The organism is Paraconexibacter sp. (assembly GCF_059438195.1).
In genome coordinates this window covers 1-26,552 of sequence record NZ_JBLKKY010000021.1, presented here as the reverse complement: position 1 = coordinate 26,552, position 26,552 = coordinate 1, and the positions used below count along the sequence as shown (strand labels likewise).

Here is a 26,552-nt window from a genome sequence, read left to right as displayed (position 1 = left end):
TGCGCGTTCTGGAGAGAGAGCCGGGGAGGAGGAGGACTCAATGGCTCGAGGGTTCGGCGGCAATGGCACGTCATCCGCGCTGGATGCCCAGTTCGAAGGCGGGAAGCAGCTCGATCCCAAAAGCGCGACGCTGCTCGACAAGGCGGCCGAGCACGCCGACGAGCACGCGCTGCACGAGGGCGCCGTCCAGCTCGAGGAGCGCGAGCCGGGCGAGTTCTGGTCGATCGAGACGCGTGGGGTGAAGAAGGCCTTCGGGCGCGCGAAGATCCTCCAGGGGCTCGACCTCGGCATCCCGGAGGGCATGGTCACCGTCGTGCTCGGCCCGTCCGGCACGGGCAAGTCGGTGCTCATCAAGCACATCATCGGCCTGCTCTTCCCCGACCAGGGGGATGTCCTCGTCCACGGGGAGTCGCTGAGCAAGATGACGATGTCGCGCCTCCTCGAGGTGCGCAAGAAGTTCGGCATCCTCTTCCAGGACGGCGCGCTCTTCGGGTCGATGTCGGTCTACGACAACGTCGCGTTCCCGCTGCGCCAGCACACCGACCTCGGTGAGGACGAGATCGCGGAGATCGTCAACGCGCGCCTCTCCGACGTCGGCCTCACGCACGCAGGCGGCCGTCTTCCGAACGAGCTCTCGGGCGGCATGCGCAAGCGCGCCGGCTTCGCCCGCGCGCTCGTCCTCGAGCCGGAGATCGTCATGTTCGACGAGCCGGACTCCGGCCTCGACCCGGTCCGCACCGCGCTCCTCTGCGAGCTCATCACGCAGATGCACGAGCAGCACGGCGGCACGTACATCGTCATCACGCACGACATCGAGTCGGCGCGTCTCGCGGGCGAGTACTTCGCGGTGCTGTGGAAGGGCAAGATCGTCCAGGCGGGGGAGGCGGAGGGCATGTTCAACTCCGAGAACCCGTTCGTGCAGCAGTTCCTGAACCGGCGCCTCGACGGGCCGCTCGGCATGGAGTAGGAAAGGGCCCGCTCCCCCGCGCGGGGCACGGATCGCACGGCGATCCTGGGCGCGCGGAGGGGCATTCTCCCCCAGGGGGGGGATCTGTTCTCCCCCCCCGGATGATTGGCCGGGGGAGTGCAGTTCAGGCAAAGTCGTTCAAGCCCGAGGGGAGCGGGCTGGCCGCCACCGGTCTCTCCCCGACCCATTCCACGAAGCAGGTCGAAGGAGAGAGACACGTCAATGGCGACAGTCGCCAACAGAACGGTCGCACCGCCCGTCAGTGCGCCCCCCAAGACGCCGCGGCGGAGCGGTGCTCGCGCGCTCACGGACGCCCCGATCGGCATCCTCGAGCAGATCGCCGGGATGATGCTCCTCACCGGCAAGGCCGTCGTGGCGACGTTCACGCCGCCTTACAGCTGGAAGGAGGAGTTCGTCGAGGAGTCGTGGAACATCCTCCGCCGCTGCCTCATCCCGATGATCCTCTCGACCGTCGCCTTCGGCTTCGGCGCCCCCGGCCTCCAGGCCGCGAACCTCACGCAGATCTTCGGCACCGTCGATCGCGAGGGCGCGTTCTTCGTCATGGCGTCGATCCGCGAGTTCGCCGGCTGGATCAACGGCATGGTCATCGCGGGCGTCGCCGGCACGGCGATCTGCGCCGACCTCGGCGCCCGGAAGGTCCGCGAGGAGCTCGACGCCCTCGCCGTCCTCGGCCTCGACCCGATCCGCACGATCGTCACCCCGCGCTTCCTCGCGCTCGGGATCATCACGCCGCTCATGAACATCGTCGCGCTCGTCTTCGGCGTGCTCGGCGGCTGGATCGCGACGGTCGTGGTGTGGGAGGAGACGACGGCGGGCTACATCGCGACGTTCACCTCGAACTTCACCCTCCCCGACCTCCTCGGCTCCGTGCTGAAGACGACGGGCTTCGGGTTCATCATCGCGATCGCCTGCTGCTACAAGGGCATGAACGTGAAGGGCGGCGCCGAGGGCGTCGGCCGCGCGGTCAACCAGGCCGTCGTCATCGCGTTCGCGGGGATCTGGGTGTTCAACTTCCTGTTCACCGCGCTGCTCCTCGCCGCGTACCCCGAGACCGGCAACCTCCACTAGGGGAGAGGAGAGAGAGTCATGGAAGCTTCAGCGACCAGGGCCCCGCGACTGCGCGGTGACCTCGCCCCTCGTCCGACGACCGGCTCGCGCGTCGCGACCGGCTTCGCGACGCCGGTGCGCAACGTCCTCTCGGAGCTCGCCGAGATCGGGACGTTCTTCGGACGGACCTTCATGGAGCTCCGCGGGGTGTGGAAGTACTCGGCGGAGATCCTCCGTCAGTCCTCGATCCTCATCACGGGATCCGCGGCGATCATCTGCTTCATGGTCTTCATGATGGGCGTCGTCTGCGGCACGGAGGCCAACTACGTCCTCCGCGGCTACGGCGCGACCGTCTACTCCGGCGTGTTCACCTCGTACTGCGCGGTGCGGGAGATGATCCCCTACATGTGGGGCTACATCCTCTCCGCGAAGGTGGGGTGCGGCCTCGCCGCGGAGATCGGGTCCATGCGGATCCAGGACGAGATCGACGCGATGGAGTCGATGGGCATCAACCCGATGCGCTACGTCGTCGCGACGCGTCTCGTCGCCGCGTGGCTCGTCTTCCCGTTCATCTTCATCCTCGCGACGGCGTTCCACTACGTCGGCAACTACCTCATCCTCATCGTGCAGATCGGTGAGGTCTCGCAGGGCGGCTGGGAGAACGTCCACTGGACGTTCACCACACCCATCGACATCTTCTACTCGTTCCTGAAGATCTTCGTCACCGGCACCGTCATCGTGATGCTGGGGATGTTCTACGGCTTCAAGGCGAATGGCGGACCGGTCGGGGTGGGGACCGCGACCGCGAAGTCGATGATCCTCAACCTCGTGCTCGTGCACGTGTTGGGGGCCGGCATGACCATGCTGTTCTGGGGCGCGGCACCGAATGCCCCGGTCGGCGGCTAGGGAGAGAGACGAAGGGTCACACCAGCAATGGCGATCGGAAACGCGCCCCGGGTCGATCTCGACCCGGGGCAGGATGAGAAGCAAGGACCGCTGCGGCGAGTGGGGTCGACGCTCGTCGACCGCCCGTGGATCGTGGTGGGTCTCGTCGGCTTCGCGATCCTCTGCCTCTGGATCTACGGCACCCGTACCCAGGAGAACGAGGTGAAGGCCGTCTTCGACGAGGGGGTGAGCCTCTACTCGGGGCTCGACGTCCGCGTCGACGGCCTCGACGCCGGCAAGATCAAGAAGGTCGAGAACGTCGACGGCCAGGCCGTGGTCACCCTCGGCATCGAGGACGACGAGGTGTGGCCGCTCACGCGGGGCACGAAGGCGGTCCTCCGGTTCGGGACGACGATCGGCAACGGCACGCGCATCGTCGAGCTCGAGCCCGGTGACCCCGAGGCGCCGGAGATCCCGGACGGCGGGATCATCCCGACCAAGGACACCGTCGAGCCGACGGAGTTCGACCAGGTCTTCGACACGCTCGACACCGAGACGCGCTCGAACCTCCAGGACACCCTCGCGGCGACCGGCGAGACCTTCGGGGATCGCGAGAAGGAGCTGAGCGAGGCGGTGCAGGAGAGCGCCGACGGCCTCTCCGCGGTCGGCGGCTTCGCCGACGACCTCGCCCGCGACGACCAGGCGCTGCGCGCGTTCGTCATCAACTCGAACCGGGCCATGCGGACCCTCGGCGCCCGGCGCGGCGAGATCTCGAGCCTCATCGGCGGCGCCTCCGCCACCTTCGACGAGTTCGCGGCGAACACGCGGGGCATCGAGCAGTCGCTCGACAAGTTCGCCCCCGCGGTCCAGGAGACGCGGACGACGCTCGCCCGCCTCGACGACTCCGTCGGCACCCTCGACGGGCTCATGCAGGACCTCAAGCCCGGGGCGAAGGAGCTCAGCGCGCTGAGCAAGGACCTCCGTCCCGCGCTCGCGTCGCTGCGTGACACGGTGCCGGACGCCGTGACGACCTTCCGCACGACGCGCAAGGCCGCCCCGGCGGTGACGACCTTCCTCAAGGACGCCCAGCCGTTCTCGAAGGAGGCCGGCCCGGCTCTCGCCGAGTACGCGCCGATGCTCAACTGCATCCGGCCGTACGCGCCCGAGATCGCCGGCCTCATCTCGACGTGGGCGGCGTGGTCGACGCACTACGACAGCAAGGGCCACATCGGCCGCATCTGGGGCAACGCCGGCACGACGTCGCCGACCAGCATGCCCAACAGCGTCATGGACTCGGACACGCTCACGCCGCTCGGCCAGGGCTACGCGCTCGTGCGTCCGCCCGGCTACAACGCCGGCCAGCCGTGGTTCCTCCCGGAGTGCGGCATCACGCAGGACGGCCTCGATCCCACCAAGGACCCGACGGACGAATGATCGCAAGGTACGTTCCCGCCCTCCTCGGGCTCGCCGCGGCCGTCGTGGCTGCCGTCGTCATCGCCGGACAGGTGAGCGACGACGACAGCTACAAGGTCTACGCGAAGTTCGACGACGCCGGCGGCATCCTCAACAACTACAACGTCAAGATCGGCGGCGTCCCCGCCGGCAAGGTCTCCGACATCTCGCTCGACGGCGAGGACAACGCCGTCCTCGAGCTCTCGCTCGACGAGGGGGCGGCGCCGATCGGCAAGGGCGCGACCGCGAAGGTCCGCCCGGTCAACCTCCTCGGCGAGAAGTTCATCGACCTCGACCCGGGCGACCTCTCGGCGCCGCTGCCCGAGGGCGCGGTCATCGAGAAGGAGCAGACCGACATCCCGATCGAGCTCGACGACGCCCTCAACATCCTCGACCCCGACACACGCGGGGCGATGCGGATCCTCATCAACGAGGCCGGCCTCTCGATGGCCGGACGCGGGGCGGACTTCAACGCGGTCCTCGAGGAGCTCCCGCCGGCGATCGACGCCGCGCAGGAGGTCGTCCAGGAGGTCGCGGACGAGAACGAGCGCCTCGAGGAGGCGATCGTGCGCGGCGACCGCGTCGTGGCGGCGGTCGAGGACAAGGACGACGACCTCGGCGAGCTCGTCGAGAGCGCCGCCGATGCCCTCGAGAACGTCGCGCAGAAGCGCGAGGAGCTCGGCGGCACGCTGCGGAGCGCCCCGTCGGCGCTGTCGCAGCTGCGCTCGACGCTCGTCCGCCTCCAGGGCGCGAGCGACGAGCTCCGCCCGGCCGCGAAGGACCTCCAGGCCACCGCGCCGTCGCTCGCGCAGACGCTCGAGCGCACGCCGCAGTTCGCCAAGGACGCGAAGGCGACGCTGGAGACGGCGACGGAAGTCGCGCCGACCCTGCGCAAGCTCGGCAAGCAGAGCACGCCGATCCTCGGTGAGCTCCGCCCGACGGCCGACCGACTGGCGGCCTTCACCTCCGACGCCACGCCGTTCCTCAACACGCTCGACGAGCGCCGAGGCTGGAAGGACTTCCTCGGCTTCGTCGACGGGTGGACGGGAGTGACCGACGGCTCCGACGGCTTCGGGCATCACTTCCGCCTGCGGCTGTCGGCCGACGAGGAGTTCGTCACCCGGGCGCTCGACCAGTTCGCCGACATCGAGATCTTCGACGAGAAGGGCTCGCGCGGCGGCGAGGGCACCGAGTCGAACCCGGAGCCCGCTCCGGCCCCGGCGCCCGCGCCGGCGACCCGCGAAGCGGACAAGGCTCCGAAGCCGAAGGACTCCGTCAAGCCGCTCACCGACAGCCTCCAGAAGGGTCTCGCCGACGTCGGCAAGTCCGTCGAGGACGCGGTCGGCGGGCTCACGAACGGCCTCCAGAAGGGTCTCACCGATCCCCTCGAGAAGGGCCTCGGCAAGACCCTCTCCGGCAACCGGTCCGGCGGTGGCGGCAGCGCCAGCGACGCGACGAAGCTCTTCAACTACCTCCTCGGCCCATGAGAACACGATTCACAGAGCGCCCGGCCGCGCATCAGCGCGGGCGCGGGTTCATGGTCGGCCTCGGCCTCTTCGGGCTCGCGGCGGCGATCGGACTCGTCGCGATCGGCTTCAACGCGCCGAACAACATCCCGGGCCGCGGCTACTACAACGTCGAGGCGGAGTTCGACTACGCCGACAACATCGCCAACCACGCGCAGGTGCGTCTCGGCGGGAAGATCATCGGCCAGGTCCTCGACCCGCGGGTCGAGGACGGCAAGGGCATCGTCGACCTCCAGCTCGACCCCGCTCACGAGCCGCTCCCGGCCGACACCCGCGCCGAGGTGCGCCCCCGCTCGGCGGTCGGCGTCCGGTACATCGACCTCAAGCCCGGCGATTCGACGCAGCCGATCCCCGAGGGGGGCCGCATCAGCGCCGAGAACACGACGTCGACGCTTCCGCTCGACGCGGTCCTCGGGACGTTCGACGCCGAGACCCAGGTGAACACGCGGAAGTTCCTCCGAGGCCTCGGCGGCGGGTTCGCCGGCCGCGGCGAGGACCTCAACGAGACGCTCGCGACCGGTCCGCAGTTCCTCGAGGACACGGACACGGTGCTCGGGGCGATCGCCGATCGCGAGGGCGCCACCGCGAGCCTCATCCGCGGCGGCGCGACGGCGGCGACGGCGGCCGATCCGGTCCGCGACGCGATCCGCGACGGTTTCGCGCCGGAAGCGGAGGCGCTGCGGCCGTTCGCGGACGACGCGGTCCAGCGGGCGCTCGACTCGGCGCCCTCGGCGCTGCGCACGGCGTCCTCCCGGCTCCCCAGCGTCACCGCCTTCGTCGGCGAGCTGGAGGGCCTCGCGAAGGAGTCCCGGCCGGCGCTCCGCGCGTCGCCCGCGTCGCTGAGGCAGACGGCCGCGCTCCTCGATGAGGCGCGCCCCGGACTGCGTGACGCGAACGAGACGCTGAAGATCGCGCAGCAGGCGGTCGACCCGACGCTCCAGCTCCTGCGGATCGTCCGGCCCGTCCTCCCGCAGCTCGACTCGACGCTCGCGAACGCGCTCCCGCTCGTCACCGAGCTCGGTGCGCACGGCTGCGACTTCATCCAGTTCGGCCGCAACTGGACGAGCATGCTCAGCACCGGCAACGCAGCCGGCGGCACGCTGCGCTTCAACGTCGTGACGCCCGGGCCCGAGTCGGTCTACGGCCAGCAGACGAAGGCGCTGGGCACGAACATCCCCGAAAACGCGTACCCGGCGCCCTGCGCGGCGGGCGGCCCTCAGGAGGACGACTGATGAAGGGCTTCCTCTCGCGGTTCGAGCACATCCCGGGCCAGGAGCGGCCCAGGCCGATCCGCAACGGCACGATCGCCCTCCTCGTGGGCGCCGCGATCGTCGCCTTCATGTACATGGGCGGCACCGTCCCCTTCTGGCCGAAGGGCGGGGAGACGATCACGGCGGAGTTCGAGACAGCGGCGAACGTCACCTCGAAGACGCCGGTCCGCGTGCGCGGCGTCGAGGTCGGGCAGGTCGAGAAGGTCGAGCGCCGACCGGGCGGTCGCGGCGTCGTCGTGACGATGCGCGTCGATGAGGACGACCTCGACCTGCGTCGCGACGCCCGCGCCGACATCTACTGGCGGACGCTCCTCGGCTTCGCCTTCTACGTCGAGCTGACGCCGGGGTCCGACCCCCAGGAGCTCGGGGACACGACGATCCCGATCGACCGCACGACGACCCAGGTGGAGGCCGACGAGGTCCTCGCCGCGGTCGACGCGCCGAGCCGCGCGGGCATCCGGTCGATGCTCCGCGAGTTCGAGACCGGCTTCGCCGCCGACTCGGGGGCCGGCGAGACCGTCGACAACCTCGGGCCCGCGATGGAGCAGATCGGTCCCGGCCTCGAGGGCCTCCGCGGCATCGAGAGCGGCGATCTCACCGACCTCGTCCGCGACGGGAGCCGCCTCATGGGCGCGCTCGCGCGCAACGAGGTGCAGCTCGGCCAGGTCGTCGGCAACGCGAACGAGACGCTCGCCGTCACCGCTGCGAAGCGTGCGGCGATCGGCCAGACGCTCCAGCAGGCGCCCGCGACGCTCGACGAGACGCGCACGACGATGGCGCGCGTGCGGACGACGCTCGACGAGCTCGATCCGATCGCCGAGGGCCTCCGGCCTGGAGCCCGCGAGCTCGACGACGCATCGGTCGCGCTGCGGCCGGCGCTCCGCGAGCTCGAGCCGCTCCTCGACAAGGCCGAGCCGCTGCTCGAGGACCTCCGGCCGGCGGTCCGCCGCCTCGGGAGCGCGAGCACGAAGGGCACGGGCCTCATCAAGGGCCTCGACCCGACGGTCAAGCGCTCCAACTCCACTCTCATCCCGCGCCTCAACCGCGTGGACCCGGAGACGAACCTCAAGGAGTTCGCCGAGGTCGGGCCGACGATCGCGTCGGTCAACTCGAGCGCGTCGCTCTTCGACGTCAACGGGCACACCCAGCGGTTCCAGCCGATCGCCGGCGGTGAGCAGTCCGTGATGTTCCCGTGCACGACCGACTTCCTCAACGGCTCGACCGAGATCGACTGCTCGGACCTCAAGAGGGTCCTCGGCGTCGCGTTCGGACTGCCGATGGGCTCGGACTCGAGCGGCAAGAGCACGTCGGGCGGCTCGAAGAGCCGGAAGGCGACCCCGAGCGGGTCGAAGAAGGGCGGCTCGTCGGCGAAGGGCGGCTCGGCGCCGTCGGCCGGCGGGACCGGGAACACGTCGTCGGCACCGCTCTCCGGGGTCGATGACATCGTCAAGGACGTCGTCGACGTCGTCGGAGGTCTGCTGTGAACTCCCGCCTCCTCCTCGAGGTCCGCCGCTCCCTGCGGCCGTTCATCATCCTGCTCGTCCTCATCACGCTCGGCGTGATCGCGTTCGCGGGCATCTTCCGGAACCTCACGTTCGAGCGCCCCTGGCAGGGCTACAACGAGGTCCGGGCCGAGTTCGACGACGTCAAGGGCATCTTCCCCGGCGGCCACCAGGTCCGCATCAACGGGGTGAAGGTCGGCGTCGTCTCCAAGGCCGACCTCGAGCCGGGCAACCGCGCCGTCCTCACGATGAAGATCGAGGACAAGTACGGGGACGTCTTCAAGAACGCGAAGATGCGGATCCGTCCGGTGACGCCGCTGCAGGACCTCTACGTGAACATCACCGACCGCGGTGACGCGTCGGCCGGCGTCGCGACGAAGGACGACATCATCAAGGCGGAGAACACGATCTCGCCGGTCGACATCTCGCGGGTCCTCGCCCAGTTCAACGAGGACACGCGGACGCGGATGTCGATCCTCCTCACCGAGCTCGGCAAGGGGCTCGGCGACGACGGCGGAGAGCGGCTCGCACGTGCCTTCACGGAGATCGCGCCGTTCCTCGAGGTGGCCGAGGACGCGACCGAGGTGCTCGCGAAGCGCGAGCGCAACGTCCGTCGCCTCGTGCACAACTTCGGCAACGTCGCCGCCGCGCTCGCCGAGCGCGACCGGGACATCAACCGCTTCGTCACCGAGGGCAACAAGAGCCTCGGCGTCCTCGCGGCGAACGACGACCAGCTCGCGGCGACCTTCCAGGGGATCTCCGATCTCCTCCCGGTCATGCGGAGCTCGTTCACGAGCCTGCGGGGGCTCTCGGACGACCTCGACCCCGCGCTCGCGAGCCTCGAGCCCGTGACGCAGGAGCTTGAGGAGGGCCTCAAGGGCCTGGAGACCTTCGGCAAGGACGCGACCCCGGCGCTCACCGCGCTGCGGCCGGCGGTCACCGATCTGCGGTCGATGGCGAAGGAGCTGTCGCCGACCTCGGTGGCGCTCGACAACTCGTTCGCGCGGCTCACCGGTGAGGTGGCGCCCGCGCTCGACACGGTGACGAGCGAGACGGTCACGTGCATCGAGGAGATCACGAGGTTCTTCTCGAACACGATGTCGGTCACGAAGTTCGAGGACTCGAACGGCGCGTTCCCGCGGGCGGAGATGACGGTCGACCTCGACAGCGCGAGCGTTGGGAAGGACCTCCAGATCCCGGGTCCGACCGCGCACCGACTGCCGAGCTGCACGGACAACATCGGAGGCTAGGGAATGCGCGTCGAACATCTCCGCGGGAAGGTCATCGGGCTCGTCCTCTTCGGGCTCGTGTGCCTCCTCACGTTCCTCTACCTGTTCCAGCTCGCCGGTGGCCGGATCCGCTTCAGCGAGCCGTACGGCGGCAAGGCGATGGTCCCCGACACCTTCAACATCGTCCCGAACGCGGACGTGCGGAAGGACGGCGTGAAGATCGGCCGCGTGAAGACGGTCGAGCCCGTCGGCGGCATCGGCGAGGTGCTCTTCGAGCTCGAGGACGAGGACCACGCGTTCATGTACCGGGACGCGACGGTGAAGGTCCGCACGAAGACCCTCGTCGGCGAGTCCTACCTCGAGCTCGACCCGGGTACGCCGTCGAGCGGCGATCTCCCGGACGGCTCGACCCTCCCCGTCGAGGCGAACGTCGAGTCCGTGCCGCTCGAGCGCATCCTCTCGAGCGTCGACGAGGACACGCGCGCCGAGATCCGCCGCAACATGCGCGGCATCGGCAACGGCCTCGACGGCCACGCCGGCGATCTCAACGAGACGTTCGGCGCGATGAAGCCGACCGTCGCGAGCGGCGGGCGCCTCATGCGGACGCTCGAGCCGCAGCGCCGGCAGGTCGCCGCGGTCCTCGAGAACACCGGCGAGGTCCTCGAGGCCTTCGGTGAGCGCACGGCCGCCTTCCGCAACCTCGTCGTCGACGCGAAGCGGACCGCCGAGGTCGCGGCCGATCGCGACGAGAAGATCGTCGAGCTCTTCGACGAGCTCGCTCCGACGCTCGACAAGGCGGAGGAGAGCGTGAACGTGCTCGCGAGTTTCTCGGGCCGCGCGACGCCCGTCGTCCGCGACCTGAAGGTCGCCTCACGCAACCTCACCCCCGCGATCCGGGACCTCGGGCCCGCGGCGCGGGACGGCCGGACGCTCTTCGCCGAGCTCGAGCCGTTCCTCGACCGGGTCGACCCGCTCCTCACCGAGCTGAAGCCCGCCGCCGAGACGCTGCGCGAGCTCGTGCGTCCGCTCGACGCGGTCCTCCGTCAGGTGAACCCGGCGGTCGAGTACCTCAAGCCGTACAGCGCGGAGTTCGGGGCGTTCTTCTCGAACATCGGCTCGCTCCCGAGCTCGCGGGATGCGACGGGCGCACGCGGCCGGGTGTTCGCGATGGTCGGCCCCGACCAGTTCACGATGCTGTCGCAGACGCAGGCCGATGTGCTCAAGGCGCTCGTCGAGGCAGGCGGCTTCCAGGAGATCTACACCAACAAGCAGAACTCCTACCCGAAGCCCGGCGCGGTCGCCGATCCGCAGGACTTCGACGGGACCTACACTCGCGTCGAAGCTGACAAGTAGGCTCACCGCGTGACACGGCCGCGCCTCCGCCTTCCGACGGGGGAGGTCGGCCGCACGCTGTGGGCGGCCGGCCTCGTCCTCCTGCTCGCCGCGTTCGCGGCGAGCAGGTTGTCGCCGACGCCCGCGCCCGACCTGCTCGTCGCCGACGGCTCCGAGATCGGCGAGGCGAGCGCCGTCCTCGAGGAGCGGTTCGGCGAGGAGCCGATCGCCGTGAGCCTCGAGGGCGACCTCGCGCTCACGCTCGCGCCGGCGAACCTCGTCGCGTCCCTGCGGCTCGAGGGCGAGATCGCCCAGCTCGACGGCGTGCGCTCCGTCTACGGGCCGGGCACGTTCGTCAACCAGACGATCCTGCAGGCCGAGGAGGTCGTGAAGCGCGAGCTGGGCGCCGTCGGCGAGAGGGCGACCGCCGCCGCGCAGGCGGCTCGCGCGCGCGCGATCGAGCGGGGCGCCAGCGCACGGGCGGCCGACGAGGCCGCCGAGCAGGCGCGTCAGGAGGCGCTCGGCGAGCAGGCCCAGCAGTACCAGGAGCTCCTCGTCCGGGTCGGCGCGGTCGGGCTCCCGGCCCTCTCGAACACGTCGTTCGTCCGCACGCTCGTGTTCGGGCCGGGGGTCGAGCCGAAGCAGCGCTTCCAGTGGCTGTTCCCCGACGCGGAGCACACCGTCATCCTCGTCCGCCCCGATCCGGGCATCGACGCCGACGCGGTCCTCGACCTCGGCGAGCGCATCGAGGACCTCGTCGCCGAGAGCGGGCTGCAGGACGTCGAGACCGAGGTCGCCGGCTTCCCCCTCATCGCGGCGGGCCTCGAGCGCGAGACGCGCGAGGAGATCCTCCGCATCGCGCCGGTCGCGATCATCGCGATGCTCATCCTGCTCGTCGTCGTCCTGCGACGGCGACGCGGTCGCTTCGTCTCGCTGGCGCTCGCGCTCGGCGGCACCGTCATCGCGGCCGGCCTCAGCTGGCCGCTCGGGCTCGGGCTCTCCGTGTCGACGGTCGCCGCCCTCCCGGTCGTCCTCGGGCTCGGACTCGACTTCGCGGTGCAGCTCCAGGCGCGCTACTGGAACGAGCGGTCACGCGGCCGTGAGCCGGTGGAGGCGGCCTCGGCGGCCCGCGCGGCCGTCGGCCCGACGCTCGCGCTCGCCGCGGGGGCGATGACGATCGCGTTCCTCGTCCTCGTGCTCTCCGCGGTGCCCCTCCTCGACCGGCTCGGCGTGTTCCTCGCCGTCGGCACGCTCTCGTCGCTCGCGATGACCCTGCTCGCCGGCCCGGCGCTCCTCGTCGCCCTCGACCGCGGGCCGGTGGCGCCGATCGCCCTCGGGCGGCGTGCTCCGTTCTCCCGGCTGCGGCTGCGGCCGGCGGCGCTCGCCGTCGCCGCCGGCCTCGCCGTCGGCGGCCTCGCGGTGAGCGGCGAGACGAAGCTCGAGACCGACATCGCGTCGCTGTCGCCGGCGGGCATGGACGAGCTCGAGGCGACCGAGACCGTCCAGGAGGCCCTCGGGACGAGCGGGCAGGTCCGCGTCGCGATCGAGGCGCGGGACGTCACCGCCCCGGAGGTCGTCCGCTGGATGGGCCGGGCGGGGGACCGCGTGCTGGAGGCCCAGCCCGACCTGCGCCCGGGCCCGAACCTCCCCGAGCTCGTCACGGGCGGGGGCACGAGCCCCGTCATCACGCGCGAGGGCGTCGACGGCATCCTCGCGCTCCTCCCGCAGTACTTCGTCGACGCCGTGGTGACGCGTGACCGCAGCGTCGCCGAGCTGAGCTACGGGATCCCGCTCGTGCCGGTCGCCGAGCAGGCGGAGATCGTCGCGGACATCCGCGACGCGATGCGGGGGGCGCCCGACGGCGTCGAGGTGACGACCGCGGGCCTCGTCGCGGCGGCGACGACGAGCGCCGAGGACCTCGAGGGGGCGCGGCCCGACCTTCTCCTCCTCGCCGCCCTCCTCGTCGCGCTCATCCTCTTCGCCGCGTGGCGGGACGTCACGCGGGTGGCGATCGTCCTCGCTCCCGCGCTCCTCGCCGCCGGGCTCGCGGCGCTCGTCCTCGTCGCCGTCGGTCTCGACCTCTCCCCGCTCGGGGCGGCGCTCGAGCCGCTCGTGCTTGCGGTCGGGCTCGAGTTCGGCATGCTTCTCGACATGCGGTACCGGGAGGCACGTGCGGCGGGGCGCAGCCCATCGCGCGCACGGGAGGAGTCGACGCGCGAGATCGGCGGCGCGGTCGCGCTGTCGGCCGGCACCGTCGCCGCCGGGTTCGCCGTCCTCGTCGCGAGCCGGCTCCCGCTCCTCAGCCAGCTCGGGTGGCTCGTCGCCCTCGAGCTCGCGCTCTGCCTCCTCGCCGCGCTTCTCGTCGTCCCCGCCCTCTCCGAGCGTCGCGACCTCGCGCGCGCGACGACGCCGCGCCCGCCGCGCGGCTCGAGCGGGCCCGACCCGGTGACCGAGCCGCCCGCCGCGGGCGCGAGCGGTCACGCCCTCAGCACCGCCGGAGGAACCCCCAGCTCATGAGCCCGCGTCTCCAGGTCCCCGGCGAGGAGCCGGGCAGCCAGCCCGCCGACGAGCCGGCGGCGACTCCAGCGCCTCAGCTCTCCCACGAGGAGATGGCGCGCGAGCGCCGGCAGGGGCTCATCGCGGGCGCGATCGGCATCATCTCGATCCTCCTCACGTTCATCGCCTTCCCGGTGGAGGCGAGCGACCTTCCCGAGCGCGTCGGCGACAGCGACGACCGCACGCAGCTCATCGACGTCGGCTCGAGCGGCGACGGTCAGCTCATCGCGATCCTCCTGCGCTGCGCGAGCCTCGTCCTCGCCATCGCGATCGTCGTCTTCCTCTATCGGGTGACGAAGAACCGCAATCCGTTCACCAGCGCGTGGATCCCCCGGCTCGGCGTCGTCGCGCTCATCGGAGCGGCGGCCTTCCTCCTCCTCGGCTTCCTCGAGGTGCGGGACATCGGCCGCGAGTACCTCGCCTCGGGTGAGCGGTCGCTGGAGCGCGCCGAGTCGCTCCTCGACGACGCCCGCGACGGCGGCACGCTGCGCTGGATCAACATCGGCTCGCTCCTCACCGCGTTCCTCAGCGGCGTCTGGGTCTCGCTCGCCTCGCTCGAGGCGATGCGGACCGGCCTCCTCACGCGCTTCCTCGGCATCTTCGGCATCGGCGCCGGTCTCGCGACGGCGATCAGCTTCCCGGTCGGGCCGTTCCTCTTCATCGGCTGGCTCGGCAGCGTCGCGATCCTCGCCCTCGGCTGGTGGCCGGGTGGGCGGCCGCCCGCATGGGAGGAGGGCCGCGCCGTCGGGTGGGACGAGGTGGACGCGCGCGAGGGCCGGGCCCGGCGGGCGCGGAGGGAGCAGGGATCGCTGTGAGTGATCCGATCGCGACCGGGGAACGTGACTAGGGTGGAGAGGAGGACGTGATGATCCGTACGACCGACCAGGGCGGGGGCGCGACGGGCACCGGCGGCGTCCCGCCGATTCCGCCGGACATCGAGCCGGTCGCCTCGGACGAGGGGCCGATGCGCGGTGAGCTCAAGCGCCAGATCGAGGCCCTCGAGACCGAGATCGCCCAGTTCATCGTCGACAACTGCCCCTACGAGGAGCTCCCGAGGCTCGCGCAACGCGGCCCGGCGGTGCTCACGACGGAGCAGCTCGAGTTCGTCCGCGACGAGCTGCTGCAGCTCCAGGCCGATCTGCACGAGCGGCTCGTCGGCAGGATGAGCGAGCGGTTCGACGACGACGGAACGCCAGAGCCCGAGGTCGTCGGGCTCTTCGAGCGCCTGCGACGGCGCCTCCAGCAGGTCATCTCGGGCTGACGGACGGAGGGACGAGTGGGGAAGCGCAGTCGGAAGCGCGGTGGGACCGCGTCGGCGGACAGGCCCCTGCCGCCGCGGGCGAGCGCGCGCCCGCCGGGCGCGCGGGAGTCGGATCTCCGCACGCCCGCGACGACGTTCTGGGGGCGGATCACCGAGTCGTGGAAGGTCGCGGGCGAGCGACCCTCGAAGTCGATCCCGAAGGATCAGCGCCGTGCGGGGCGGCCCGAGCGGCCGCCCGGCCTCTGGGGGCCCCTGCCGATCAGCGAGGTCCTCATGCTCGTCGGCATCGTCGGGCTCGTCATCGGGATCGCTCGAGGCCCGGAGGACGGCGAGTTCGCGATCCTCGCGAGCCTCGTCGTCATCGGCATCGGCGCGTTCGAGTTCGCTGCGCGCGAGCACTTCCGCGGCTACAAGTCGCACGTCCTCTTCCTCTCGCTCCTCACCACCGTCGGCTTCCACGCGCTCGTCGCCTTCGTCGGCCCCGACGGCGCGGGGAGCAGCCCGGCGCTCGTCGCCGCAGACGCGGTCGTGTTCGGCGTCGTCGCGTGGCAGCTCGGATCCATCTACAAGCGGTCGCGACGGCGGCTGCGGGACGGCACGGCATGAACCGCTTCCCCTTCGTCCAGTTCGAGGTCACCTCGTCGCTCGGCCCGCCGCCGGGGCGCTATCTCGTCAACCCGCTGCCGGCGCACGAGGCGGAGACGGCGGACGGGGGCAGCGTCCTCGACGAGCTCGACGGGCTCGTGCCCGAGGCCGCCGGGCCGTCGGCCGAGCCCGGGGCGGCACCCGCGACCGTCGCGGCGAACCCCGCGGCGGGGCCGGCGCGGACGGGCTACGAGGTCGACGCCGAGCTCCTCGGGACCGCCGACGTTCTCGTCATCCGGACCGTCGGGGCGCCTCCCCCGCGGTCGGGCCTCTTCGGGCGCAAGGGCGCGCCCTCCGTCGCGGAGGGGGAGGCGCCGCGGGAGCTCGCGGTCACGCTGGCCACGATCGTCTTCGGCACGCGCCTCCTGCCGGACCCGGCGACGACGCGGCGCTTCTACGACTCCGTCCAGGGCTCGCCGGAGCAGCGCGACCAGTGGGTCGGCGCGGCCCTCGTCATCCTCAACCGGGCGATCGCCGCCTACCGGCTCTGCGCCGCCGACCCCTACGTCAACGAGATCGCCTCGCTCGATCCGCGGGCGATCCGCATCGGCTACGGACCCGCCGACGTCCTCGTCGGAGGCAAGTGGGAGGAGGCCGTCGCGGTGCCTCCGCCGCCGCCCATGCGGATCTCGCGGGACGCCCGCGTCATGCCGGTGCAGGCGATGGGATCGGTGCTCACCGAGCAGGCGCAGACCCTCGAGGCCGAGGAGCTCCTCCTGCGGGCGGTCCTCGATCTCGAGCAGGGCCGCCCGCGCGCGGCCGCCGTCGGCTTCGGCGCCGCCTTCGAGCTCCTCCTCGGGGAGCTCGCCGGCGTGGTCCTCGCCGGCTCGGTGCGCGCGAAGCTCGAGGAGGTCATCGACCAGCGCTCCGACATCGCCCAGATCGCGGCGGCGGCGCGACGGGCCCCGCTCGAGGACGCGCAGGTGGAGCGGCTCGCGACGCTCGTCGAGCAGACCGGCGCGCTCATCGATCACTGGCGCTACCAGGCGCTCGGCTACGCCTGAGCACCACGCCCGCCCGAAGAGGGGACGGATCTCCCCCCGCGGGGTGTGGTCGGTCCGGCGGCAGGCCGGGACGATGCTCCGCGACGCACCCACGATCGGCCTGACCCGATCGACCTCCCATCCGTCGGCCCGGCCGGGGCGACCATGCGTCGTCGCGGCCGGGCTGGCACCCCTCCCGGGGGTGGATGATCACCCCAAGGGACGATGCCCGGGTCGGCGGGTCGGCATAGCCTTCGGCGACCGATCTCAGCGAGAGGAGAGAGACCCGTGGCGACAGTTGGCGTGACGCACCACCAGATGTTCATCGACGGCCAGGACGTCGATTCGGAGGACGTGTACGAGATTCGTCATCCCGCGACCGACGAGCCGGTCTGCACGATGGCGAAGGGCACGGTCGAGCACGCGGACCGGGCCGTCGAGTCGGCGCGCAGGGCGTTCGAGTCGGGCGTGTGGGCGAACAAGCCCCAGGAGGAGCGCGCCGAGATCATGAAGGCGATCTCCGAGCGCATCGCCACGGACCTCGACGACTTCGTCGAGGCGGAGATCTCCTGCAACGGCGCGACGATCCGCCAGGCGATCGGCTTCCACTGCGGCCTCGCGTCCGGCCACTTCCTCTACTTCGCCGAGCAGGCGGCGGCCTACGAGTTCGAGAAGGACGTCCCGACCGTCGCGTACCCGACGATGTCGATGAACCGCGTCCGCCGGGAGCCGATCGGCGTCTGCGCGGCGATCGTCCCGTGGAACTTCCCGCTCGTCCTCGGCATCTGGAAGATCGGCCCCGCGCTCGCCGCCGGCAACTCGATCGTCGTCAAGGTCGACGAGAAGACCCCGCTCTCGCTCCTCAAGCTCGCGCAGGTCGCGCACGAGTGCGGCGTGCCGCCCGGCGTCTTCAACCTCGTCTCCGGTGACGGCAAGGAGGTCGGCGCCCGGCTCGCTTCGCATCCGGACGTCGACAAGGTCGCGTTCACCGGCTCGACCGCGGTCGGCCGCGAGATCATGCGTCTCGCCTCCGGCACGGTGAAGAAGGTGACGCTCGAGCTCGGCGGCAAGGCGCCGACGGTCGTCCTGCCGGACGCCGACATGGACATCACGCCGGACGGCTGCCTCTTCGGATGCATGCTCTACAGCGGTCAGATCTGCGAGTCGAGCACGCGGATCCTCGTCCACGAGTCGATCCACGACGAGTTCGTGGAGCGTCTCGTCGCGCGAGCGAAGACGATCCAGCTCGGCGACCCGTCGGACTTCGACACCGACATGGGGCCGGTCGTCTCCGAGCGTCAGCGCGACCGCATCGTCGACTACATGGAGGCGGCGAAGGCGGCAGGCGCGACGGTCGCGCTCGGCGGCGGCACGCCCGAGGGCCCGGAGTTCGAGAAGGGCTGGTGGATCGAGCCGACGATCTTCACGGACGTCACGAACGACATGCAGATCGCCCGTGAGGAGATCTTCGGCCCGGTGATGGTCGTCATCAAGTACTCGACCGAGGAGGAGGCGCTCGCGATCGCCAACGACACGGACTACGGCCTCACCGCCGGCGTCTGGTCGACGGACTACGAGAACGCCGTCGAGCTCGGCAACAAGCTCCGCGCGGGCACGATCTGGATCAACAACTGGCACCAGGTCGACCCTGCCCTCCCCTTCGGCGGCTACAAGCAGTCGGGCGCGGGCCGCGAGCTCGGCGAGGGCGCCCTCGACGAGTACACCGAGACGAAGCACATGCACGTCGACCTCACCACGAAGCTCGAGCGGCACATCTTCGACATCCTCCTCTCGACGCCCCCGGGCGAGGAGTAGGAGCCGTCGACACCTGAGTCGTCCCGACGGGCGGGCCTCGCGGCCCGCCCGTCGTGCGTAGAGTCCCTCACAGAATGAAGAGTGCGTCCGCAGGCGTCCGGATCGTGGATGCAGGGCGGAGCGGATCCATCCGATCGATGCTGGTGGCATCGGTTGGATGGACCCGCGCCGATCCGGCGCCGCGAGACGGCCGCCTGCGGGCGTTCTCTCTTCTTGAGGGACTCTGAGGGTCCGCGTCTCGATGACGCTCCTCGAGGCGATCGCGCTCCTCGCCGCCGGCACGTGCGCCGGGACGATCAACGCCGTCATCGGCTCGGGGACGCTCGTCACCTTCCCGATGCTCCTCGCGGTCGGCTACCCGCCGGTGGTCGCGAACGTGACGAACGGCCTGGGTCTCGTGCCGGGCTCCGCGACGGCGGTCCACGGCTACCGTCGCGAGCTGCGCGGGCACTGGCCCCACGCGCTGCGGCTCGCCGCGATGTCGGCGGCCGGGGCGGTCGTCGGCGCCGTCCTCCTCCTCACGCTGCCGGCCGCGGCGTTCCGCATCGTCGTCCCGTTCCTCATCGCCGGCGCGCTCGTCCTCGTCGTCCTGCAGCCGCGCATCCGAGAGCGCGTCGTGGCGCGCCGCGCGGCGCGCGGTCCGGCCGATCGGCCGAGCCTGCGGCTTCGGGCGTCGATCGGCGCCACCGGCGTCTACGGCGGCTACTTCGGCGCCGCGCAGGGCGTCATGCTCTTCGCCCTCCTCGGGACGTCGCTGCCCGACGACCTCCAGCGGGTCAACGCGCTGCGCAACCTCCTCGCGGGGACGGCGAACGGCGTCTCGGCGCTCGTGTTCGTGGTCGCCGCCGACGTCGCCTACGAGGCGGCGGCGGTCATCGCCGTGGGCGCGGCGGCGGGCGGCGTCATCGGCGCGCGGATCGGCCGCCGCCTCTCGCCGACGACCCTGCGCGTCATCGTCGTGATCGTCGGCCTCGCCGCGATCGTCCAGGTCGTCCTCTGACCCGCCCCACCCGCCGTGAGTGTGGATCTACCCGGCGCTGCGCCAGGTGGATCCACACTCACGGGGAGGTGGTCAGGTCTCGAGGCCGCGAGGGAACTCGCCGCGCTCCTCGCCGGACTTGATCCACGGCTGCGAGCGCTCGCACCACACCTCCATCTCCGGCGCGATCCACGAGCGGTCGTCGAGGGTGCCGGCCTTGATCGCGACCATGTCGCCCATCTCGCGCAGCGTCGTGAGGATCGGGGAGCCGCACTTCGAGCAGAACTTCCGCTCACGCGTCTCGCCCGTGTCGGTGCCGACGGTCTCGAACGTCGCGAGGGTGTCGCCCTCGATGTTCAGCGACGAGCCGTCGATGACGATGTTGAGCGAGAACGGCGCGCCGCTCTGGCGCTGGCAGTCGTCGCAGTGGCAGATCGCTGTCGCGGCGGGATCCGCGTCCGCGGAGTAGCGGATCGACCCGCAGAGGCAGTGGCCGGAGATCGGTGTGTCGCTCATCGGCCTACCCTCCTCGACCGCGCCCGCCGCGCGCAACACGTCTCTGCCCGAGGGGGGAGAAAGACCCACCCCCGGAGCGAGCGGCTCAGAGCCGCCAGAGCATCGTCCCCGTCCCGAGGCCGCCCGCGCAGCACATCGTGACGAGGCCGGTCTCGGCGCCCGTGTCCTCCATGCTGTGCAGCAGCGTCGTCACGAGACGGGCGCCGCTCGCGCCGAGCGGATGGCCGAGCGCGATCGCGCCGCCCCGCTGATTGACCCGCGACATGTCCGGCTCGAGCTCGGCGGCCCACGCGGCGACGACGGAGGCGAACGCCTCGTTGATCTCGATCGCGTCCACCTCGGCGATCGACATCCCCGTCTGCCGCAGGAGCTTGCGCGTCGCCGGGATCGGGCCGGTGAGCATCTCGACCGGGTCGACGCCGACGGTGCAGTGCGCCTGGATCCGCGCGCGCGCGTCGAGGCCGAGCGCGTCGGCGCGGTCCCGGCTCATGAGGAGGACGGCGGCGGCGCCGTCGGAGATCTGGCTCGAGTTCCCGGCGGTGATGACCCCGCCCTCCGCGAAGACGGGGCGCAGCCCCGCCAGAGCCTCGGGGGTCGTCTCGGGGCGGATGCCCTGATCGGCGGTCACCTCGCCGTCCGGCGTCATCACCGACACCGTCTCGCGGTCGAAGGCGCCACCGGCGGACGCCTTCGCGGCGCGGCGGTGCGACGCGGCGGCGATCGCGTCGAGGTCGGCCCGGGGGACCCCGTAGCGGAGCGCCAGATCCTCGGCCGCGAGCCCCTGGCTGCGCAGCGGGTGGCGGTCGAGGAGGTCCTGGGGGCGGGGGGTCCCGTACGCGTCGCGCATCTCCGCGGCGGCGCCGAACGAGACGCGTCCCATGTGCTCGACGCCCCCGGCGATGACGATGTCGCATGCACCGGCGGCGATGAGCGCGGCCGCGTGGTTGACGGCCTGCTGGCCCGAGCCGCACGCGATGTCGAGGGAGGTCGCCGGCACGGTCACGGGCAGGCCCGCCTGCAGCCATGCGTTGCGCGCGACGTTGAGCGACTGCTCGCCGACCTGCTGGGCGCACCCGACGACGACGTCGTCGACCGTCCACGGGTCGACGCCCGTGCGCTCGAGGAGCCCGCGGTAGCACTCGCCGAGGAGCGCGTTCGGGTGGACGTCGCGGTAGACGCCCTTCTCCGGGTGTCCGCGTCCGATGGGCGTGCGGACCGCTTCGACGACGACGGCCTCCGCGTTCGTGCTCACGAACCGGACGCTAGTCGATGCCCGGCGGTCTAGACTCCACCCCGAGGGGAGAGGGCGTGCCGACACTCGACAACTGGGTCGCGAAGAGCCCGCAGATCACGGATGGCGACCTGCGGGAGCGGGTCGCGGCGATCGTCGGGCGAGCCGCGACGGCGCTTCCCGAGCACGGCGACGAGACCGTCCGCTCCCCGCGCGAGATCGAGGCCGCGATCGCCGTCGTCGACGGGCTCAGCGGCATCGTGCGCGACGAGCTCGCCGCCGGCGTCATCGACGCGTCACGCGCGACCGAGCTCGCCGACCTCATCGTCGATCTCCGGGACGCGAGCGGCGACCTGCGGGAGCACCGCATCGCGCAGCGCTCGGACGCGATGGCGCGCATGCAGCGTGGCCTTGCGCGCCTTCGCGGCATCGGCTCCGTCGACGACATGCTCCGCCGGGCGCCCGCGGAGCTCTGCCAGGCGCTCGGCTTCGACCGCGCGTTCATCTCGCGCGTCGAGGACTCGGTGTGGGTCCCGGTGATGGTCCACGTCGAGGGCGACGACGCGTGGGCCAAGCAGATCCTCGAGGCCGGTCAGGCGGCGCCGCAGCCCCTCGACCACCTCATCCTCGAGTCGGAGATGGCCCGGCGCCGAGCGCCGATGCTCGTCCGCGACGTCCAGAACAGCGAGTACGTCCACCAGCCGATCGCGAAGTCCTCGGACAGCCGCTCCTACGTCGCGGCGCCGATCATGCCCGAGGGCAGGGTCATCGGCTTCTTCCACGCCGACTACTACGTGCAGCAGCGCCACCCCGACGAGTGGGACCGCGACCTCCTCTTCGCGTTCGCCGAGGGCTTCGGGTACGCCTTCGAGCGGACGGTGCTCGCGGAGCGCCTCAAGGCGCAGGGCGACCAGGTCCGCGCGATGACCGCCTCGCTCGAGACCGTGCTCGGCGAGATCCGCGAGAGCGAGGTGAGGATCGCGGGCCGCGAGGAGCCCGCGCCGGTGGGCCGCTCCGCGCCGGTGCTGCTCGACAGCGCCGCCGACCACCGGCTGAAGACCCTCCTCACCGCCCGCGAGCGGGAGGTCCTCGCGCTCCTCGCCGCCGGGGAGACGAACGCGTCGATCGGCGTGCGCCTCGTCATCTCCGAGGGCACGGTGAAGACGCACGTCAAGCACATCCTCCGCAAGCTCCGCGCCGCGAACCGGGCCGAGGCGGTGTCGAAGTACCTCCGCCTCTCGGCGCGGTCGGGGAACGGCAGCTTCTGAGCCACCCCCGCCTGACGACACTCACCCTCAGCGTGGGTCTCGTCAGGGAGGATGGGTCAGCGGCGCGGGTCGTCCTCGCGGAGGACGATCCACATCCCGGTCGCCTCGGCGACGAGGTGACCGCCGATCGTCGCCTCACCGGCGACCTGGACCTTGCGGCCGTCGACCTCGGTGAGGCGGGCCGTCACGCGCACGGGCGCGTCGCTCGGCGCCGGCGCCCGGAAGGCCGTCGTGAGCGTCCCGGTCACGGAGGGGTAGGCGAGGACATCGGTGACGAGCGTGCCGAGCGCCTCGTCGAAGAGCGTCGCGAGGACGCCGCCGTGCAGGTGCCCCGGCCAGCCCTCCGGCGCCCCCGCCGGCGTCCAGTCGAGGACGAGAGCGTCGTCGCCGACGGCGTAGAGCCGCGCCCCCATGCCGCCCGCCTCGACCGGCGAGCAGGCGAAGCACCGGGGGTTGTGCGTCGTGATGCGACGCGCCCCCGGCGGCGGCGCGTCGTGGAGCGGCGTGCTCACTCGCCGTCGGTGCGCAGCGGCGTGCGCTCGAAGGGCTCGGCGAGGAGCATCTCCTTCGTGAAGATGAGGTCCGACCGGTTGTAGTCGCTCATCTCGTAGTCGTGGCCCATCGTGATCGCGTCGAACGGGCACGCGACCTCGCAGTAGCCGCAGAAGATGCAGCGCGAGAGGTTGATCTCGTAGACCGCCGCGTAGCGCTCGCCCGCGGAGACGCGGTTCTCGGGGGTGTTCTCGGCGGCGACGACGCGGATGCAGTCCGCGGGGCACGCAGCCGCGCACAGCGAGCAGCCGACGCACTTCTCGAGGCCCGTGTCCTCGAAGCGGTGGAGGCGGTGCCGGCCGCGGAAGCGCGGGTAGACGGGCACCTTCTCCTCGGGGTAGTGGATCGTCGTCACGCCCTCGACGACGCGCGAGAACGTCGTCTTGAGACCGCGGAGCGTCTCGCCGAAGATGCGGTAGGCGCCGCCCGCGCCGCCCGGCTCGGGGCCGCGCTGCACGGTGACGACGTCGTCCTGGGGATTCCACCTGGCCATGGTGCGGTGAGCCTTTCGGTCAGACGGCGACGATGATCGCGGTGACGATCGCGTTGATCGTCGCGATCGGAAGGAGGACCTTCCAGCCGAAGTTCATGAGCTGGTCGTAGCGCAGGCGCGGCAGCGTCGCGCGGATCCAGACGAAGAAGATGACGAAGAGCGACATCTTGCCGAGCACGACGAATGGGTCGACCCACGTCGGCGGATCGATGCCGAAGGGGAGCATCCAGCCGCCGAGGTAGGCCGTCACCATGACGCCCGACACGACGAGGATCTCGAGGTACTCGGCGAAGAAGTACGAGGCGAAGCGGGCCCCGCCGTACTCGGTGTTGTAGCCGCCGACGAGCTCGGCGTCCGCCTCGATGAGGTCGAACGGCGCGCGGTTCGTCTCCGCGAAGCTCGCGACCATGAAGATGAGGAAGCCGACGAACTGCGGCAAGACGTGCCACATGTCGTCCTGCGCCTCGACGATCTCGGTGAACGAGAGCGTCCCCGCCATGAGGATGACGCCGACGAGGGCGAGGCCCTGCGCGAGCTCGTACGAGATGAGCTGCGCGGCCGCGCGCATCGAGCCGAGGAACGAGTACTTCGAGCCCGAGGCCCAGCCGCCGAGCATGACGCCGTAGAAGGCGACGCCACCGAGGGCGAAGAGGTAGAGGACGCCGATGTCGAGGTCGACGCCGTAGAGGCCGACCTGCGTGCCGAAGATGTCGACGGTGTTCCCGAACGGGATGACGGCGAAGGCGCCGACCGCGGTGATGATCGAGATCGCCGGCGCGAGGATGTACAGCCAGCCGATCGACGTCGACGGGCGGAACTGCTCCTTCGTCGCGAGCTTGATGATGTCGGCGAGCGGCTGCAGGAGCCCGAAGGGGCCGACGCGGTTCGGTCCGTAGCGGTTCTGGAATCGACCGAGGAGCTTGCGCTCCGCGACGAGGACGAGCGGGACGAGCTGGAGGGCGAGCGCGAAGAGGACGACGCCCTTGAGGATCTGGATCCACCAGTCCTCGTAGTAGCCGACGACAGCGAGCATCAGGTGAGGTCCTCCTCGTCGGGCGCGGGCGGCGCGCCCGTGATCTGCTCTTCGGGCGCCGCCTCGAGGCCGCCGGGCGAGTCGTCGGTCGCGCGGTCGGTCTCGTGGTCGGGCGCGTCCTCGGGCGCGACGGTCGCGCTCGCCGAGGGCTCAGGTGTCTCGGCGGCGGCCGCCCGCGCGGCGCCGGGGCCGCTGCTCACGAGCGCGCGCGAGCGGACCTCGACGAGCCCGCCGGGCCGGCCGAGCCGGTTGGCGGAGTCCTCGGCGAGGCCGGTCTCGAGGAAGACGGTGCCCGCGGGGCCGTCGGCGCGGAGGTGGACGACGCCCTCGACGGAGCCCTCGTCGGCCGCGACCTCGACGCGGTCTCCGTGCCCGATGCCGAGACGCTCGGCGTCGGCGGGCGACATCTCGACGCGCTGGGTCGGGACGAGGAACCGCAGCGCGGGGCTCGCGGCGACGTCGGCGCTCGCCCAGATCGAGCGGAACGAGCCGACGCGGAGCTTGCCGTTCGGCGAGGCGGCACCGGCGGTGGCGGCATCCGGCGCGGCGATCTCCGGCGGCGAGGGGAAGGCGCTCGCGGCGGCCCGCTCCTGCCAGCGGACGCCCCTGCCGCCGATCTCGTCGAGCGTCAGGCCCGCGTAGAACGGGACGGCAGCGGCGAGCTGCTGCGTCGCCATCGCGCCGGTGAGGACGTCGAGGTCGAGGCCGAGGCGCGTCCCGAGCTCGTCGATAACCTGCCAGGTCGGGCGGGTCTCGCCCTGACGGCCGATCGCGGGACGCAGGCGCTGGAGGCGGCCGTCGGGATGGGTGACGGTCCCCTCCTTCTCGGCGTGGCTCTCGGCCGGGAAGACGACGGTCGCGTGCTCGGCGAGCCCCTCGGTGAGGAACCGCGTGTGGGCGACGACCGCGGTGGCGCGCTCGAGCGCCGCGTCCCACGCCGCGGCGTCGTCGAAGTCGCGCAGCGGGTCGACGTGGAGGAGGTGGACCGCGGTGAGGTCCCCGGCGCGCAGCGCCTCGGCGATCTCGGGTGCGCCGCGGCCGCGGCGGTCGCCGGCGGCGAAGCCCGGTCCGACGCCGGGGAGGACTCCGGCCTCGGCGAGCCCACGGCCGTTCGCGGCACGCGGGACGGCGAGGAGCCCGGCGCCCTCGCGGCCCGAGAGGTTGAGGCCGCCGGCGATCTTCTTCAGCGCCGCGGCGGCCGTCGCGCCGCCGGCGCGGAGCATGTCCTGCCCGTAGAGGACGACGACGTCCTCGCCGTTCGTCCGCAGGAGGTCGGCGAGCGCGCGGACGGCGTCGGCGTCGGCGGCGGCGTCCCGGGCCGGGCCGTCGACGTCGCCGCCGTAGAGAGCGGCGGCGAGGGCCCGGACGAACGCGGCCTCGCCACCCGGCGCGAAGCGCACGGAGCGCGCGGCGATCGGGTCGAGCGAGGAGGGGCGCTGCGAGGCGACCGCGAGCTTCACCTTGCGCCGGCGCACGCCCTTGCGGATGCGGAGGTCGACGATCGCCATGTCGTCGACGGGCTCCGTGCCGAGGACGAGGACGGTGTGCGCGAACTCGAGGTCGGCGACGGTCGCCTGGAGCGACGGGTCGGCGAGCGCGTGGACGAGCGACGGGTCGATGCCGCCGGTCGAGTCGAGATCCTCGCCCTCGAGCGCCTCGCGGACGATCCGCTGGAGGAGGAAGCCCTCCTCGTTCGTCGTCTCGCCGCCGGCGATGCCGGCGACCTTGCCCTGCATGCGGCCGAAGGCGCGGGCGGCCTCGTCGAGCGCGCGCTCCCAGCTCACGGGGCGCAGGACGCCGCCGTCGCGGATCATCGGGCTCGTCACCCGCTCGGGCGAGTGGATCGCCTGGTAGGCGAAGCGGCCGCGGTCGCAGAGCCAGCCGTCGTCGACGTCGTCGTTCTGGCGCGCGAGGACGCGGAGGACGCGCTCGTCGCGGACGGTGAAGTGGACGTTGCACTGGCCCGGGCAGAGCGTGCAGACCGAGCC

General features: G+C 71.8%; 23 protein-coding genes. 17 read left to right on the top strand and 6 right to left on the bottom strand.

The features are described from left to right. Positions 1-40: 40 nt before the first annotated feature. The 16 genes from ACME2J_RS09480 (at position 41) to ACME2J_RS09405 (ending at position 19,492) form a co-directional block, all read left to right on the top strand. On the top strand, positions 41-967 hold the full coding sequence (locus tag ACME2J_RS09480) for an ABC transporter ATP-binding protein (protein WP_495544659.1): 927 nt from the start codon (positions 41-43) through the stop codon (positions 965-967). A gap of 222 nt (positions 968-1,189) precedes the next feature. Further along, positions 1,190-2,056, top strand: coding sequence for an MlaE family ABC transporter permease (locus ACME2J_RS09475; RefSeq protein WP_495544658.1), 867 nt, complete (start codon positions 1,190-1,192; stop codon positions 2,054-2,056). 18 nt (positions 2,057-2,074) lie between these two features. Then, complete coding sequence (locus ACME2J_RS09470) at positions 2,075-2,941, top strand: ABC transporter permease (protein WP_495544657.1); 867 nt, start codon at positions 2,075-2,077, stop codon at positions 2,939-2,941. 99 nt (positions 2,942-3,040) lie between these two features. After that, positions 3,041-4,354, top strand: a complete 1,314-nt coding sequence (locus ACME2J_RS09465; protein ID WP_495544656.1) for an MlaD family protein — start codon at positions 3,041-3,043, stop codon at positions 4,352-4,354. Continuing rightward, a complete protein-coding gene (locus ACME2J_RS09460) occupies positions 4,351-5,859 on the top strand; it encodes an MlaD family protein (protein WP_495544655.1) in 1,509 nt (502 codons plus the stop codon). The genes ACME2J_RS09465 and ACME2J_RS09460 overlap by 4 nt, the downstream gene beginning before the upstream one ends. After that, positions 5,856-7,130, top strand: coding sequence for an MlaD family protein (locus ACME2J_RS09455; protein WP_495544654.1), 1,275 nt, complete (start codon positions 5,856-5,858; stop codon positions 7,128-7,130). Before ACME2J_RS09460 ends, ACME2J_RS09455 begins: the two co-directional genes overlap by 4 nt. Beyond that, on the top strand, positions 7,130-8,653 hold the full coding sequence (locus tag ACME2J_RS09450) for an MlaD family protein (protein ID WP_495544653.1): 1,524 nt from the start codon (positions 7,130-7,132) through the stop codon (positions 8,651-8,653). The genes ACME2J_RS09455 and ACME2J_RS09450 overlap by 1 nt, the downstream gene beginning before the upstream one ends. After that, the gene (locus ACME2J_RS09445) at positions 8,650-9,921 is read left to right on the top strand and encodes an MlaD family protein (RefSeq protein ID WP_495544652.1); all 1,272 of its coding nucleotides are present in this window, start codon (positions 8,650-8,652) and stop codon (positions 9,919-9,921) included. The genes ACME2J_RS09450 and ACME2J_RS09445 overlap by 4 nt, the downstream gene beginning before the upstream one ends. Positions 9,922-9,924: 3 nt before the next feature. Next, positions 9,925-11,253 (top strand): MlaD family protein, encoded by a 1,329-nt coding sequence (locus tag ACME2J_RS09440; protein ID WP_495544651.1) that lies wholly within the window; start codon positions 9,925-9,927, stop codon positions 11,251-11,253. A gap of 9 nt (positions 11,254-11,262) precedes the next feature. After that, positions 11,263-13,749 carry an MMPL family transporter gene (locus tag ACME2J_RS09435; protein ID WP_495544650.1) on the top strand — a complete coding sequence of 829 codons (2,487 nt, stop codon included), beginning with the start codon at positions 11,263-11,265 and terminating at the stop codon, positions 13,747-13,749. After that, the gene (locus ACME2J_RS09430; RefSeq protein WP_495544649.1) at positions 13,746-14,603 is read left to right on the top strand and encodes a DUF4386 family protein; all 858 of its coding nucleotides are present in this window, start codon (positions 13,746-13,748) and stop codon (positions 14,601-14,603) included. Before ACME2J_RS09435 ends, ACME2J_RS09430 begins: the two co-directional genes overlap by 4 nt. A gap of 50 nt (positions 14,604-14,653) precedes the next feature. Continuing rightward, complete coding sequence (locus ACME2J_RS09425) at positions 14,654-15,049, top strand: hypothetical protein (RefSeq protein ID WP_495544648.1); 396 nt, start codon at positions 14,654-14,656, stop codon at positions 15,047-15,049. A gap of 15 nt (positions 15,050-15,064) precedes the next feature. Beyond that, positions 15,065-15,655 (top strand): hypothetical protein, encoded by a 591-nt coding sequence (locus ACME2J_RS09420; RefSeq protein ID WP_495544647.1) that lies wholly within the window; start codon positions 15,065-15,067, stop codon positions 15,653-15,655. Continuing rightward, positions 15,652-16,698 carry a hypothetical protein gene (locus tag ACME2J_RS09415; protein ID WP_495544646.1) on the top strand — a complete coding sequence of 349 codons (1,047 nt, stop codon included), beginning with the start codon at positions 15,652-15,654 and terminating at the stop codon, positions 16,696-16,698. The genes ACME2J_RS09420 and ACME2J_RS09415 overlap by 4 nt, the downstream gene beginning before the upstream one ends. A 267-nt stretch (positions 16,699-16,965) precedes the next feature. Next, positions 16,966-18,492 carry an aldehyde dehydrogenase family protein gene (locus tag ACME2J_RS09410; RefSeq protein ID WP_495544645.1) on the top strand — a complete coding sequence of 509 codons (1,527 nt, stop codon included), beginning with the start codon at positions 16,966-16,968 and terminating at the stop codon, positions 18,490-18,492. Positions 18,493-18,733: 241 nt separating this feature from the next. Then, positions 18,734-19,492, top strand: coding sequence for a sulfite exporter TauE/SafE family protein (locus ACME2J_RS09405; protein ID WP_495544644.1), 759 nt, complete (start codon positions 18,734-18,736; stop codon positions 19,490-19,492). A 72-nt stretch (positions 19,493-19,564) separates the two neighbouring features. Here the strand turns inward: ACME2J_RS09405 and ACME2J_RS09400 are convergent, their stop codons facing one another. Both ACME2J_RS09400 and ACME2J_RS09395 read right to left on the bottom strand, forming a co-directional pair. Further along, positions 19,565-19,987, bottom strand: coding sequence for a GFA family protein (locus ACME2J_RS09400; protein ID WP_495544643.1), 423 nt, complete (start codon positions 19,985-19,987; stop codon positions 19,565-19,567). Between the two features lie 85 nt (positions 19,988-20,072). Continuing rightward, on the bottom strand, positions 20,073-21,239 hold the full coding sequence (locus ACME2J_RS09395) for a thiolase family protein (protein ID WP_495544642.1): 1,167 nt from the start codon (positions 21,237-21,239) through the stop codon (positions 20,073-20,075). Between the two features lie 56 nt (positions 21,240-21,295). Between ACME2J_RS09395 and ACME2J_RS09390 the strand changes: the two genes are divergently transcribed. After that, positions 21,296-22,486 carry a LuxR C-terminal-related transcriptional regulator gene (locus tag ACME2J_RS09390; protein ID WP_495544641.1) on the top strand — a complete coding sequence of 397 codons (1,191 nt, stop codon included), beginning with the start codon at positions 21,296-21,298 and terminating at the stop codon, positions 22,484-22,486. Positions 22,487-22,542: 56 nt separating this feature from the next. On the opposite strand, the gene ACME2J_RS09385 is transcribed toward ACME2J_RS09390, so the two are convergent. The 4 genes from ACME2J_RS09385 to ACME2J_RS09370 all read right to left on the bottom strand — a co-directional run. Continuing rightward, complete coding sequence (locus ACME2J_RS09385; protein WP_495544640.1) at positions 22,543-22,998, bottom strand: PaaI family thioesterase; 456 nt, start codon at positions 22,996-22,998, stop codon at positions 22,543-22,545. Beyond that, positions 22,995-23,531, bottom strand: a complete 537-nt coding sequence (gene nuoI / locus ACME2J_RS09380) for an NADH-quinone oxidoreductase subunit NuoI (protein WP_495544639.1) — start codon at positions 23,529-23,531, stop codon at positions 22,995-22,997. Before nuoI ends, ACME2J_RS09385 begins: the two co-directional genes overlap by 4 nt. Before the next feature lie 19 nt (positions 23,532-23,550). After that, on the bottom strand, positions 23,551-24,564 hold the full coding sequence (gene nuoH / locus ACME2J_RS09375; RefSeq protein ID WP_495544638.1) for an NADH-quinone oxidoreductase subunit NuoH: 1,014 nt from the start codon (positions 24,562-24,564) through the stop codon (positions 23,551-23,553). Beyond that, on the bottom strand, positions 24,564-26,552 hold a 1,989-nt coding region (locus tag ACME2J_RS09370), incomplete at its 5' end, for a molybdopterin oxidoreductase family protein (RefSeq protein WP_495544637.1). The genes ACME2J_RS09370 and nuoH, both read right to left, overlap by 1 nt.